At 71.5% G+C, this 13,066-nt stretch carries 10 protein-coding genes; 7 read left to right on the forward strand and 3 right to left on the reverse strand.

Translation table 11 applies throughout. From position 1 onward, the window contains the following. Positions 1-300: 300 nt before the first annotated feature. The 3 genes from AC0IWM_RS15845 (at position 301) to AC0IWM_RS15855 (ending at position 4,947) form a co-directional block, all read left to right on the forward strand. Positions 301-3,681 carry a hybrid sensor histidine kinase/response regulator gene (locus tag AC0IWM_RS15845; RefSeq protein ID WP_471756539.1) on the forward strand — a complete coding sequence of 1,127 codons (3,381 nt, stop codon included), beginning with the start codon at positions 301-303 and terminating at the stop codon, positions 3,679-3,681. Then, positions 3,674-4,582, forward strand: coding sequence for a response regulator (locus AC0IWM_RS15850; protein ID WP_471756541.1), 909 nt, complete (start codon positions 3,674-3,676; stop codon positions 4,580-4,582). The genes AC0IWM_RS15845 and AC0IWM_RS15850 overlap by 8 nt, the downstream gene beginning before the upstream one ends. 194 nt (positions 4,583-4,776) lie before the next feature. Continuing rightward, entirely contained in the window at positions 4,777-4,947 is a 171-nt protein-coding gene (locus tag AC0IWM_RS15855) for a hypothetical protein (protein WP_471756543.1), read from the forward strand. Between the two features lie 27 nt (positions 4,948-4,974). Here AC0IWM_RS15855 and AC0IWM_RS15860 read toward each other — a convergent pair whose 3' ends face one another. Next, positions 4,975-6,450, reverse strand: coding sequence for a methyl-accepting chemotaxis protein (locus AC0IWM_RS15860; RefSeq protein WP_471756545.1), 1,476 nt, complete (start codon positions 6,448-6,450; stop codon positions 4,975-4,977). A gap of 417 nt (positions 6,451-6,867) precedes the next feature. On the opposite strand from AC0IWM_RS15860, the gene AC0IWM_RS15865 reads away from it, so the two are divergent. The 4 genes from AC0IWM_RS15865 to opgC all read left to right on the forward strand — a co-directional run bounded on the left by AC0IWM_RS15865 (position 6,868) and on the right by opgC (position 11,707). Beyond that, positions 6,868-8,091 carry an L-dopachrome tautomerase-related protein gene (locus tag AC0IWM_RS15865; protein WP_471756547.1) on the forward strand — a complete coding sequence of 408 codons (1,224 nt, stop codon included), beginning with the start codon at positions 6,868-6,870 and terminating at the stop codon, positions 8,089-8,091. A 64-nt stretch (positions 8,092-8,155) separates the two neighbouring features. Beyond that, positions 8,156-9,139 (forward strand): SMP-30/gluconolactonase/LRE family protein, encoded by a 984-nt coding sequence (locus AC0IWM_RS15870; protein WP_471756549.1) that lies wholly within the window; start codon positions 8,156-8,158, stop codon positions 9,137-9,139. Between the two features lie 38 nt (positions 9,140-9,177). Then, positions 9,178-10,365, forward strand: coding sequence for an SMP-30/gluconolactonase/LRE family protein (locus tag AC0IWM_RS15875; protein WP_471756551.1), 1,188 nt, complete (start codon positions 9,178-9,180; stop codon positions 10,363-10,365). Positions 10,366-10,489: 124 nt separating this feature from the next. Further along, entirely contained in the window at positions 10,490-11,707 is a 1,218-nt protein-coding gene (gene opgC, locus AC0IWM_RS15880) for an OpgC domain-containing protein (protein WP_471756553.1), read from the forward strand. 4 nt (positions 11,708-11,711) lie between these two features. Here opgC and ccmB read toward each other — a convergent pair whose 3' ends face one another. Both ccmB and ccmA read right to left on the reverse strand, forming a co-directional pair. After that, positions 11,712-12,377 carry a heme exporter protein CcmB gene (gene ccmB / locus AC0IWM_RS15885; protein ID WP_200930014.1) on the reverse strand — a complete coding sequence of 222 codons (666 nt, stop codon included), beginning with the start codon at positions 12,375-12,377 and terminating at the stop codon, positions 11,712-11,714. Then, the gene (ccmA, locus tag AC0IWM_RS15890; protein WP_471756555.1) at positions 12,377-13,027 is read right to left on the reverse strand and encodes a heme ABC exporter ATP-binding protein CcmA; all 651 of its coding nucleotides are present in this window, start codon (positions 13,025-13,027) and stop codon (positions 12,377-12,379) included. Before ccmA ends, ccmB begins: the two co-directional genes overlap by 1 nt. Positions 13,028-13,066: the final 39 nt, after the last annotated feature.

Here is a 13,066-nt window from a genome sequence, read left to right on the forward strand (position 1 = left end):
GCACGGCCGGTCGGATGGCCGTGGATCGATGACGCAAAGGCTAGGCCGCGTCGTGTCGTGCGGCCTATACGCTGTTTTGCGTATGTCGGTGCCCGGCGCACTGGCCCATGCTGGCGAACTGCCCGCGAGTCCCGGGTCCGATCGCCGCGCCGCCCGCCGGACCGGGGCGCGCTTCGCCATGGCACCGCGATCGACGGGGCACGGTCCTTGCTAAGCTGGGGACGACGGAGCGCCGCGGTCTTGGACGCGCCGGGATGCCGCGCCAGACCCCGCGCCGCATGATACCGTCCGCGCCACACGATGACCGAACACCAGCGTATCCTGCCGATCCGGCGCGACTACAACCGCCTCGTGGCCGACGAGACGCTGGAAGACTATGCGCTACGCTTCACCGCCAAGAAGGCGCGGCGCTGGTCGGGCTTCCGGGTCGCCCAGACCGCCCTGGGCTCGCTCTCGTTCCTGGCCCTGGAGGCGATCGGCGGCACCCTGGTGCTCACCGTCGGCTTCACCAACACCCTGGCGGCCCTCCTCGTCGTCGGCGCGATCATCTTCGCCACCGCGACGCCGATCAGCCTCTACGCCGCCCGCTACGGCGTCGACATCGACCTCCTCACCCGGGGGGCCGGGTTCGGCTATATCGGCTCGACGGTGACCTCGCTGATCTATGCGAGCTTCACCTTCCTGTTCCTCGCCATCGAGGCGGCGATCATGGCGCTGGCCCTCGAGCTCTGCTTCGGGCTGCCGCCGAGCCTCGGCTACCTCGTCAGCGCGCTCGCGGTGATCCCGCTGGTGATCTACGGCATCGCGATGATCAGCCGCTTCCAGCTCTGGACGCAGCCGGTCTGGATCGTCCTCAACCTGCTACCCCTGGCCTGCATCGCCTGGGCCGGTGACGCGCCGGTCTCGGCCTGGCTCGGGCATCCGGGGGCGGACGGCATCGGCGGGTTCGACTGGCCCCGCTTCGGCGTCGCCTCCGGCATCCTCCTGGCGCTGCTGGCCCAGGTCGGCGAGCAGGTCGACTTCCTGCGCTTCGTGCCCGTGCGCGAGCCCGGCCGTGCCGGGCGCTGGTGGGCGGCGGTGCTGGGCGCCGGCGGCGGCTGGATCCTGCCCGGGATGCTCAAGATCCTGCTCGGCTCGTTCCTGGCCGTCCTCGCCCTCGCGCACGGCGTGCCCGCCGAGCATGCCGGGGAGCCGACGCGGATGTACGCGGTCGCCTTCGGCTACGTGGTGCCCTCGGGATTCGGCGCCGTCGCCCTGATGACGCTGTTCGTCGTGGTCTCGCAGCTCAAGATCAACGTCACCAACGCCTATGCGGGCTCCATCGCCTGGTCGAACTTCTTCTCGCGCCTGACCCACAGCCATCCGGGTCGCGTGGTCTGGCTCGTCTTCAACGTCGCCATCGCGCTCCTGCTGATGGAGCTCGGCATCGACAAGACCATCGTCAGCACCCTGTCGCTCTACGCCGTGGTGGTCTCGGCCTGGGTCGGGGCGCTGGCGGCGGATCTGGCCATCAACAAGCCCTTCGGCCTGTCGCCGCCCGGCATCGAGTTCAAGCGCGCCCACCTCTACGCGATCAACCCCGTCGGCACCGGCGCCATGGCGCTGGCGATCCTGACCGGGTTCGCGGCCCATGCGGGCTGGCTCGGCGGGCTCGCCGTGCCTTTCGCGCCGATGCTGGCGCTGGCCGTGGCCTGTCTCGGCGCACCCGCCATCGCCCTGGCCACCGGCGGGCGCTACTACCTCGCCCGCACCCCGCGGACGGATTGGCAGGGGGCGAGCGAGATCACCTGCCGGGTCTGCGAGCACCCGTTCGAGCCGGAGGACATGGCCCACTGCCCCGCCTATGCCGGGCCGATCTGCTCGCTCTGCTGTTCCCTGGACGCCCGCTGCGGCGATCTCTGCAAGCCGCACGGGCGCCTGGAGGCCCAGGCGCAGGACCTGCTCGCGCGCGTCGCCCCGGCCCGCACCGCCGCCTGGATCGGCGCGCCGCTGGGCCGCTACCTCGCCCTCATGCTCACCCTGGTGGCGGCGATCGGGCTGATCCTCGGCATCGTGCACGCGGGGGCGAGCGCCGAGCATCCCGAGCACCGCGAGGTGCTGGGCGCGGCGCTGACCAGCGTGTTCCTGATCCTCATCGTCATCCTGGGCATCGTCGCCTGGCTGTTCGTGCTGGCCCAGGAGAGCCGCCGGGTCGCCCTGGAGGAGACCGCCCGGCAGACCGGGCTCTACCAGGCCGAGATCGAGGCCCATAAGGTCACGGACGCCAAGCTGCAGCAGGCCAAGGAGATCGCGGAGGCCGCCAACCTCGCCAAGAGCCGCTACGTGGTCGGCATCAGCCATGAATTGCGCACCCCGCTGAACGCGGTGCTCGGCTACGCGCAACTGCTGGAGGGCGATCCCTCGATCCCGGCCCCGCGCCAGAACGGAATCCGGGTGATCCGGCGCTCGGCCCAGCACCTCTCCGGCCTGATCGACGGCCTCCTCGACATCTCCCGGATGGAGGCCGGGCGCCTCCAGATCCACCGCAACGAGGTCCGGCTCGCCGACTTCCTGGACCAGATCGTCGACATGATCCGCCTCCAGGCGCAGGGCGCCGCCCTGGCGTTCCGCTTCACCCGGCCCGAGACCCTGCCGGCGGTGGTCGCGACCGACGAGAAGCGCCTGCGCCAGATCCTGCTCAACCTCCTGTCGAACGCGATCAAGTTCACGCCCAGTGGCACGGTGACCCTGGACCTGACCTACCGCAGCCAGATCGCGGTGTTCACGATCAGCGACACCGGCCTCGGCATCCGCCCGGACGATCTGGAGCGCATCTTCGAGCCGTTCGAGCGCGGCTCGCTCGCCGCGGCCCGGTCGACCCCCGGCACCGGCCTCGGCCTCACCATCGCGCACCTGCTGGCCCAGGTGATGGGCGGCGAGATCACGGTGGAGAGCGAGGTCGGGCGCGGCACGCGCTTTCGCGTCCGCCTGATGCTCGCCTCGGTGGCGCGCCCGAAGCCCGTGCTGGCGCAGGCCAGCGCCCCGGCCCGGAGCTATACGGGCGCGCGGCGCACTATCCTGGTCGCCGACGACGATGCCGCCCATCGCGGCCTGATGCGCGACATCCTCGAGCCCCTCGGCCTCGTGGTGCTTGAGGCCGGCGACGGCCCGGCCTGCCTGGCGTTGGCCGCGACGTGCCCGCCGGACCTGTTCCTCCTCGACATCGCCATGCCGGGCATGAGCGGCTGGGTGCTGGCGAAGGCCCTGCGGGAGGCCGGCCACACCGCCCGCATCGCCATGATGTCGGCCAACGTGCACGAGATCAGCCCGTCGCGCGGCAGCGACGCCCCCCACGACGCGATCATCGCCAAGCCCTTCGACCTGCGCGACTTCCTCGAATGCGTCACCGGCCTCCTGGGGCTCGACTGGACGGCGGCGGAGGCCCCCGCGCCGCCGACCTCCGGATCGGGCTCGCCCGTACCCGATTCGCCGGACCCGCTCCCGGAGCACCTCGCCGACCTCCTGCGCCTCGTGCGCATCGGCCACGTCCGCGGGATCGAGGCGAAGCTCGCCGAGATGGCGGATGGCCCCGCGGCGCCGACGGCCTTCATCGCCCAGATGCGCGAACTCACCGCGGCCTTCGACCTGCGCCGCGCCCGGGCGGTGATCGAGGGATTGCTGGAGCCGGCCGCCAATGGCTGAGGCGCAGCGCGACACCGTGCTCGTGGTCGACGATTCCCCCGAGACCCTGAGCTTTCTCACCGAGGCGATCGAGCGCTCGGGCGCCACCGTCCTGGTGGCGGTGGCCGGCGACCTCGCCCTGGCCCTGGTCGACGAGATCACCCCGGACGTGATCCTGCTCGACGCGATGATGCCGGGCATGGACGGTTTCGAGACCTGCCGCCGCCTGAAGGCCAAGGGCCACCTCGCCCATGTCCCCGTCATCTTCATGACCGGGCTGTCGGAGACCGAGCACATCGTGAAGGGCCTGGAGGCGGGAGGCGTCGACTACGTCACGAAGCCGATCGCGCCGGACGAGATCCTGGCCCGCATCCGGGTCCACCTCGCGGGTGCCCGTGCGGCCCAGAGCGCCCGGGCCGCCCTCGACACCACCGGCCGCACCCTGTTCGCGGTGGACCGCGACGGCGCCGTCCTGTGGGGCACGCCCCAGGCCGCCCGCCTGCTCGGCGGCTTCACCGAGCCCGGCGCCCCCTTGAGCCTGCCGCCGCAGGGCGCCGCCTGGCTGCGGACCTGTCTGACCGGCACCGGCGCGCCGGCCCTGACGCTCGCCGACCGCGCGGGCACGGCCTATGCCCTGAGCTTCATCGGCGGCACCGGCGACGAGATCCTGCTGCGCCTGTCGCGGGACGGCACGGAGGCGGGGCTGGAGCGCCTGCGCCAGCGCCTGCGCGTCACCGGCCGCGAGGCGGAGGTGCTGCTCTGGCTCTCGCGCGGCAAGTCGAGCCGCGACATCGGCGAGATCCTGGGGCTCAGTCCCCGCACGGTGACGAAGCACCTGGAGGGCATCTACGAGAAACTCGGCGTCGAGAACCGCACCGCCGCGTCCGTCATCGCCGCCCGCCACCTGCAGGACCTCGACTGAGGCGGCGCCCGGGCGAAGCATCGATCCGCCCGCCGTCGGATCGGGGTCTGGCGTGCGATGCCCTCTCGACCGGGCGCAGCCCCCGCACCGCCCCGGAACCAGGCGCGGAAAAATCCCGCCTGCCCCCTCGCTTTGGGGATGCGGCACCCGATCTATCCAGACAGGTCACGGTTGGGAGCTTCGCGATGAACTGGATGACGTGGTTGGTCGGCCGCTGCGTGGATCTCACCGAGCGCGTCGTGCCCGGCCTCGACCGGCGCGAAGCCGGACGGGCCGGGACGCCGCCGGCCCTGCGCGGCCGGGTTCGGGGCTCGGCCTCCGAACCCTCGATGATGCAGCCCGGGGCCGCGCATCGGCCGGATTGAAGGGGCGCGCCGCGCGCGATCCGCCGGTCAGGCGAGGGCGCGGGCCGCGGCGCCCACCTTGCGCACAGAGGCATCGACGTCGATCGCGGCCGCGGCGATCCCGTCCATGTTCTGGCTCACGACCTCGACGCTCCGGGCCGCGGTCTGCATGTTGACGGACATGTCGCGGGTCACCGCGGCCTGCTCGGTCACCGCCGACGAGACGCTGAGCGAGATCTCGCTGAGATGGCCGATCGTCCGGGCGATGGCTTCGATCGCGCTGACCGCCTGATTGGTGGAATTCTGCACCGCCGCGATCTGCGTCCCGATCTCCTCGGTGGCCCGGGAGGACTGGTTGGCCAGGGCCTTCACCTCCGCGGCGACGACCGCGAAGCCGCGCCCCGCCTCGCCGGCCCGGGCCGCCTCGATGGTGGCGTTCAACGCCAGCAGGTTGGTCTGGTCGGCGATCGAGCGGATGACCGAGATCACCTCGCCGATCTTGTCGGCCGCCGAGGTCAGGCCCGCGACGATGCCGGAGGCCTCCTCGGCCCGGACCACCGCCTCGTCGGAGGAGGCCTTCGCCTCGACGGCGTGACGGCTCAACTCTTCGATCGACGCCGAGAATTCCTCGGCGCCGGCCGCCACCGCCTGCACGTTGCCGGAGGTCTGGGCCGCCGCCTGCGCCGTGAGCGTGGCCTGATGGCTGACGTCGGAGATGGACCCCGTGATCAGGCCGAGATCCTGGTCGATCACCTGCTGACCCTGGAGCCGCCGAAGGCGGTCGGCCACCTGGGCGGTGACGTCGCTGGCGAACTTCACCACGGCGAGCACCCGCCCGTCTGCGCCCAGCACAGGATTGTAGGCGCCGTAGATCCACACCTCGCGGCCGCCCTTCGCCATGCGACGGAACTCGCCGGCCTGATAGGCGCCACCCGCCAGCGCCGTCCAGAACGCCGCATAGGCGGGCGTATTCCGGTCTTCCGACGCCACGAACTGGCTGTGGTGGCGTCCCTGGATCTCTTCGAGGCGGTAGCCGAGGGTGTCGAGGAAGTTCTGGTTGGCGTCGGTGACGATGCCGTCCGGCGTGAAGTGGATCACCGCCTGCGAGCGGTTGATCGCCGCGATCTGCCCCGAATAGGCCGCGTTCCGTTCGGTCTGGGCCGTGATGTCGGTGGCGAACTTGACCACCTTGATCGGCTGTCCGCGCCGGTCGAAGATCGGGTTGTAGCTCGCCTGGATCCAGATCCGGCGCCCGTCCTTTGTGACCCGGCAGAAGTCTCGCGCCTGGAACTGGCCGCGGCGCAGGCAGTCCCAGAACTGCCGGTAGGCGGGCGACTCACGCTCCTCGGGCGGAACGAACTGGCTGTGAGGCCGGCCCCGAACCTCGTCGAAGGTGTAGCCGACGAGGTCGAGGAAGATCTGGTTCGCATCCTGGATCGTTCCGTCCATACCGAATTCGATCCGCCCCTGTGATCGATCGAGAGCGTCCAGTGTCGCGCGAAGGCCAGCCCCTAACATTGACATCCTCATGCCTGAAGCCGACGGCCGGTCGCCAGCCCGTGAGGGCCGGCTTAGATGTTGCATTTGATAAATACAAAACATCAACTTCGGCTCAACGGCACAATTCATCCACTGAGTTTGTTAAAAAAGAACCAATCAGTCTCAACTCTTCGTCGCAACTATCACAAAATCGTGAGCGAACAGTCCGCGGCGCTGGCCCGATTTCGAGGGCCGCCGGGGAGACCAGGAGCACACGCGCCGGGATTTCGAACTCCGTTCACGCGTCGCACGGCCCATGAACCTTGGCCGGTGCCTCGTGCGTTGGGCCGTCGATGATCGCTCGCGCCGCATGGCGCTCCGATCGTTGCGAGACCGAGGGTTCCGATGCCGAATGTGCCGATGACGCGACGCCTGTCCGATCAACCGACGATCCCGAATCCGATGTTTCCGCGCATCGAATCACGCCCCGGGCAGCGGGCGCTGACCCTCGCGGCCGCCCTGATGGGCGCCGTCCTCCTGCCCGGACTCGTTCTGGCGCAGGGCGCCCCCGCCGCGCCGACCGCGACCCTCACCAAGGTGGCGAGCTTCGACCATCAGGTCACCGGCGTCACCGTCTCCAGGGATGGGCGCATCTTCGTCAACTTTCCCCGCTGGACCGAGGACACCGAGGTCTCGGTGGCCGAACTGAAGGACGGCACGCTGATGCCGTTCCCGGATGCGGCCTGGAACGCCTGGCGCAACGCCCGCAAGGACGAGATCGCGGCCAAGGACCACTGGGTCTGCGTGCAGAGCGTCGTGGCCGGCCCGAACGGCAATCTCTGGGTGCTCGATCCCGCCGCCCCCGCCATGGGAGCCCTGGTGCCAGAGGGTCCCAAGCTCGTCGAGATCGACCTGAAGACCAACCAGCCCGCGCGCACCATCGCCTTCGACGAGAGCGTGGCGCCGCAGGGCTCGTACCTCAACGACGTGCGCTTCTCCCCCGACGGCAAGACCGCCTACCTCACCGATTCCGGCGCGAAGGGCGCCCTGGTGGTGGTCGACCTCGACGGCGGCCGCGCCCACCGGGTGCTCGACGGCGATCCGTCCACGCAACCGGACAGGAGCGTCACCGTGACGTATGACGGCAAGCCCCTGCGCAGGCCGGACGGCCGCGGCGTCGAGTTCGCCGCCGACGGCATCGCCCTCTCCCCGGACGGCAAGACGCTGTACTGGCAGGCGATCAAGGGCAAGACGCTCTACAGCCTGCCCACCGAGACGCTCGCGGGGAGCATCACCACCGCGCTGATGCCGACGGCGCTCGCCGACAAGAGCGTGGCGGGCCGCATCGACACCGTGGGCGAGAATGGGCCGGCCGACGGCCTGATCATCTCCCGCAAGGACGGCCGGATGTACGTGACCTCGCCGCAGGACGATTCGATCAAGGTCCGCGACTTCTCGGCCAAGGGGAATGCGCTGAGCACCGTGGTGCAGGACAAGCGCCTGCGCTGGCCCGACACCTTCGCCGAGGGTCCCGACGGGACGCTCTACGTCACGACCTCGCACATCCAGGATTCGGCCTTCTACAAGCCCGGTGCACCCGCGGCCCTGCCGACGGAGCTGTGGAGCTTCAAGCCGGGTGCGACGGACGCCACGGGCTCGACCGCGCCGCCCCCCGCCGCCCGCTGAACCGCTTTGCGCCACCCCGACCGGGGCGGCGCACCCTTCCACGCCTGACGCCGATCGAGGATCGATGCCGACGATACGACGACGCGCATGGCTCGCCGGCGCGGGCGCAGGCCTCGCCCTGCGGGGATGGCCGGCCGAAGCGACTCCGATCGTCCGGGTCGACGATCCGCGGCTCCGCGACGTGGTCGATCCCGGCGCTCCGCTGCGCACGCTCTACGCCGGCGGGCGCTGGTGCGAGGGCCTGTGCTACGCGCCCGGCCTCGGGGGGCTGATCGTCAGCGACGTCCGGGCGAACCGGATGATCCGGATCGCAGACGACGGCGGCTCACGCGTGTTCCGCGATCCCTCGAACAACGCCAACGGCAACACCCTTGACGCCGAGGGCCGCCTCGTCACCTGCGAGCATCGCGGGCGTCGCGTGGTGCGGCGCGAGCCGGATGGCCGCCTCACGGTGCTGGCCGACGCCTTCGAGGGCCGCCCCCTGAATTCACCCAACGACGCCGCCCTGGCGCCGGACGGCGCGATCTGGTTCACCGACCCCGTCTTCGGCATCACCATGCCGGACGAAGGCCTGATGGCGACGCCGGCGCAGGCCGCCCGGCGGGTCTACCGCATCGATCCGTCGGGCCGGGTCGAGGCCATGACCGACGCCGTCGGCCAGCCCAACGGCATCGCCTTCAGCCCGGACGGCGCCCGCCTCTACGTCAGCGACACCAGCGCGGCCCTGAAGAACCCGGAGGGCGCCCGCACCATCCTGGCCTTCCCGGTGATGGATGGCCGCAGGCTCGGCGCGCCGAAACCCTTCGTCACCGTCGAAGCCGGCGTGCCGGACGGCCTCGCGGTGGATGCCGAGGGCCGGGTCTACGCCGCCTGCTTCGACGGCGCACGGATCTACGCGCCCGACGGCACGCCCCTCGGCCGCATCGCCACCGCGACCGACGCCGCCAACGTCGCCTTCGGAGGCCCGGACGGACGGCGCCTCTTCATCGGCGCGGGCGCGAACGTCCTCGCCATCGACCTCAAGGTGCGCGGCTCCGCCCGAGGCTGACCCGCCACGCCCCATGTCCCGCTCGACCGGATCTCGCCATGACGCTCGCTCGCCGTGACCTCCTCGCTGCCGGCTTCGCCGGTGCCGGCCTTACCGGCGCGGCTGCCCTCACTCTCCCGGGGGAGGCCCTGGCCGCGTCGCCGCCGGAGGTCGCCACAAGCCGGGCGGCGGGCGGGCTCGAACTCGCCTTCACGGCGAACGCGCCCTCGACGCCCACCGGCCTCGCCATCTCGGCCAGCGGCCGGCGCTTCGTGATGATGCCGCGCTTCAATGCCAAGGTGCCCTACACCCTGGGCGAGGTGCTGGCGGACGGCGAGGTCCGACCCTATCCCGACTTGGCGACGAACCAACCCGATCCCGAGCAGCCGCAGGCGCACCTGTTCCACGTGCCCAACGGCGTCTTCGACCGGGATGATACCCTGTGGTGCCTCGATGCCGGGCTGCCGGACGGCTCCGGCCCGCCGGTGAAGGGCGGGCCTAAGCTGGTGCAGATCCATCTCGCCGACAACCGCATCCGGCGCGTGGTGCCGTTGGAGGCCGGCATCACCCCGACCTCGTCCCTCAACGACCTGCGGGTGGACATCCGCGACGGGTATGCCCGCGCCTACGTCACCGATCAGGGCCAGGACGGGGAGGGCGCCATCCTGGCCGTCGACCTCGCCAGTGGCCGGGTGGTGCGGCGCCTCGCCGGCCATGCCAGCACCAAGTCGCAGAAGGGCCTCCTCAAGATCGTCGAGGACCGCCCCGTGATGCAGCGGAAGGGGGAGGGGCCGCCGCGCCCGGTCCAGGGCGGCGCCAACGGCATCGCGCTGAGCCCCGATGGACGGCGCCTGTACTACGCGCCCCTGATCGGGCGCCGCCTCTACGCTGTGGAGACCGCGGCGCTCCTCGACCCAGAGGCCAGCGACGCGGCGGTGGCGGCCGGCGTCACGGATCTCGGTGAGAAGGGCATGACCGGCGGCCTCGCCACCGATTCGAAGGACCGGGTCTACCTCGCCATGCAGGAGTTCAATGCCATCGGCCGGCGCGACCCCGACGGCACCGTGGCGATCATCGCCTCCGACCCCCGCCTGATCTGGGCCGACACGTTCTGGATCACCCCGGACCGCTGGCTGCACGTCTCGTCCGCCCAGGTGAACCGCCGCCCGGAATACAACGGCGGCGAGGACCTGCAGACGCCGCCCTACGCCATCCTGCGGATTCGGATCGACGCCGATCCGGCGTGAGGCGCGCGCATCCTCCGCCCGGGGCACGGTCGAACCGTTCCCCGGGATCACGCCCGACGGTTGCAATGCAACCTTAAGCCTCGGTGCTTATGATTGCCGCGTGTGGGCCGGATCGGGGCGAGGCATGCCGCAGCGAAGGACGACGATCGACGCCATCCGCGGCCTGTGCCTGATCAACATCTTCGTGAACCATATCCAGGACGGCGCCATCGCAGCCGTCTCGCCGTCCCGGCTGGGATTCTCCGACAGCGCCGACATCTTCGTCCTGCTCAGCGGAATCTCCGTCGCCCTCGCGGGAGGTCAGGCGTCGCGACGCCGGGTCCCGGAGATCGTCGCCCATCTCTGGCGGCGGGCCGTCCGGATCTACGCCTTCGACCTCGTCATCATCCTGTCGACGCTCGGCATCCTGGCGGCCATCCTAGCCCTGCGCGGCGTCGCGGGCGTGCATGCGGAGGAAACCGGCCTGCTGCGGGACCATGGCTTCCCGAGCGTGTTCAGCCACGCCGTGAGCCTGCGCCAGACGGTGGGCTATTCCGGCGTCCTGCGCCTCTACGTCGCCCTGATGCTGGTCGCGCCCCTCCTCCTGCGCCTCGCCGGATGGCGGTTCTGGGCGCCCCTGCCGCCGGCGCTGCTCGTCTGGCTCGCGGCCGGTCACTTCGACCTGGTGGTGACCAACAGCCTCACGGGCATGCCCTTCGCCCTGACGATCCTGCCCTGGATTCTCGTGTTCTCCATCGGGATCGCGATCGGCCAGGGCATGGTCGGCGGCGTCGCCCTACCGCGGAGCCGGTGGTTGACCGGTCTCGCGCTGGCCTATCTCGCCAGCTACCTCGTCCTGGCCGTCGTCCTGGTCCGCCTCTGGCCGCCCGCGGCGGACTGGGCCGCGACGCGCAACGACACCTTCTGGTTCGGCGCGAGCAAGACCTACCAGTCGCCCCTGCGCGTCCTGCACGTTCTCGCCCTGGCCTACGTGGTGATGGCCCTGCCGCGGGCCCCGCTGATCCGTTTGCTGCACCAGGTGCCGCGCGACCACCTCCTGACCCGCCTCGGCCGTCGCTCCCTTCCGGTCTTCACCGCCGGCGCGATCGGGGCCGTGATCGCCAGCGAGGCGCTCGATCTCGCCGCCATTCCCCTCGGCGATGCATGGCTCCCCCTGCTGCTCCTGGAGGCCGGCATGATCGCGCTGTTCGTCGGCCTCGCCCTGCGCATCGGCCGGCGCCCGGGCCGGGCGGTGCAATCCCGCTCCGCGTCGCCGGACGGTCAAGCCTTCCCGGCAGCCATCCAGGCCCCGGCATCGGATCTCCGAGGTCCGGGCCTGCGGGGGAATACGGCGATCGCCTGACGCCCTATTCCGACCAGCGCAGGGCGGCGGCGGCGGCGAGCGTCCCGATCACGCCCGCGATCAGGCTGAGGGCGCCCAGGATGGCCAGCGGCGTGGTGAACGGGACGGTGCCGCCGAGGGCCGATTCACTCGCCGAGACCCCGAAGATCAGCGTCGGGATCATCAGCGGCAGCACCACGACCGCCAGGATGAGTCCGCCCCGGCGGATCGAGGCGGTCAGTGCCGCGCCCACCGCGCCCACGAAGGTCAGGGCCGGCGTGCCCACTAGGAGGGTGAGGGCGGTCGCCGCCATCGCCCGGCCATCGAGGGCGACGAGGAGACCGAACAGAGGCGAGGCCAGCGCCAGCGGCAGGCCGGTGGTGAGCCAGTGGGCCAGCACCTTGGCGAGCACGACGCCCTCCAGGGGGGCCGGCGAGCCGGTCATCAGGTCCAGGGAGCCGTCCTCCTCGTCGGCCTGGAACAGGCGGTCGAGGCCGATCAGGGTCGAGAGCACGGCGGCGAGCCAGAGGATCGCCGGCCCGATCCGCGAGAGCAGGTTGAGGTCGGGTCCGAGAGCGAAGGGCACCAGGGCGACGATCATCAGGAAGAACACGAGGGAGAGCGCGCCCGAGCCGCCGACGCGGGCGGCGAGCGCGAGGTCGCGGGCGACGAGGGCCCTCAGGGCGCGCATCACCACCACACCTCGTCGGCGGCCGCCATCGACCGGGCCGCGGCGGGCGCGGCCGGCGCTTCGATCCGCAGGTCCTGGGCGTCGGCGAGGCCGAGCGCCTGATGCGTCGCCGCGATCACGAGGCCGCCCTCCGCGCGATGCCGCGCCATCATCCCGGCCAGAACGTCCTGCGAGGCGGCGTCGAGGGCCGCCGTCGGCTCGTCGAGGAGCCAGAGCGGGCGCCGGCAGACGAGGAGGCGGGCCAGCGCGACCCGCCGCCGCTGACCGGCGGAGAGGTAGGCCACGGGAAGCCGCAGGGCGTGGCCGAGGCCGAGTTCCTCCAGGGCCGCGCGCGGGCTCGCGGTCGGCGCGCCGAGGAGGTCACGGGCGAAGGCGAGGTTCTCCTCGGCCGTCAGCGGGCTCTTCAGCCCGTCGCGGTGGCCGACCACGTGCAGGCACTCGGACAGGGTCGCCTCGCCGACTTGCGCCACCGTGACCGTCCCGGCCTCGGGCTTGAGCCGGCCGGCCAACACCGCGAGCAGCGTCGACTTGCCGGCCCCGTTCCGCCCGGTGACCGTCAGCGCCTCCCCCGGCCCGAGGGCGAAGGACAGGCCCGAGAAGATGCGGCGGCCGGAGCGGCGAACGGCGAGGTCTTGGGCGGTCAGCCGCACGGGGGGTCCTGCTGGAAGCGGAAGGTCCGCATATCCCTA

Source organism: Methylobacterium sp. AC433 (genome assembly GCF_979253015.1).

Bases quoted from the DNA above. Each gene is read 5' to 3' on its own strand.
- AC0IWM_RS15870 (WP_471756549.1), top strand. From the start codon at position 8,156: ATGCCGACGATACGACGACGCGCATGGCTCGCCGGCGCGGGCGCAGGC.
- AC0IWM_RS15860 (WP_471756545.1), bottom strand. From the start codon at position 6,450: ATGTCAATGTTAGGGGCTGGCCTTCGCGCGACACTGGACGCTCTCGAT.
- AC0IWM_RS15865 (WP_471756547.1), top strand. From the start codon at position 6,868: ATGTTTCCGCGCATCGAATCACGCCCCGGGCAGCGGGCGCTGACCCTC.
- AC0IWM_RS15875 (WP_471756551.1), top strand. From the start codon at position 9,178: ATGACGCTCGCTCGCCGTGACCTCCTCGCTGCCGGCTTCGCCGGTGCC.
- opgC (WP_471756553.1), top strand. From the start codon at position 10,490: ATGCCGCAGCGAAGGACGACGATCGACGCCATCCGCGGCCTGTGCCTG.
- AC0IWM_RS15850 (WP_471756541.1), top strand. From the start codon at position 3,674: ATGGCTGAGGCGCAGCGCGACACCGTGCTCGTGGTCGACGATTCCCCC.
- AC0IWM_RS15855 (WP_471756543.1), top strand. From the start codon at position 4,777: ATGACGTGGTTGGTCGGCCGCTGCGTGGATCTCACCGAGCGCGTCGTG.
- ccmB (WP_200930014.1), bottom strand. From the start codon at position 12,377: ATGCGCGCCCTGAGGGCCCTCGTCGCCCGCGACCTCGCGCTCGCCGCC.
- AC0IWM_RS15845 (WP_471756539.1), top strand. From the start codon at position 301: ATGACCGAACACCAGCGTATCCTGCCGATCCGGCGCGACTACAACCGC.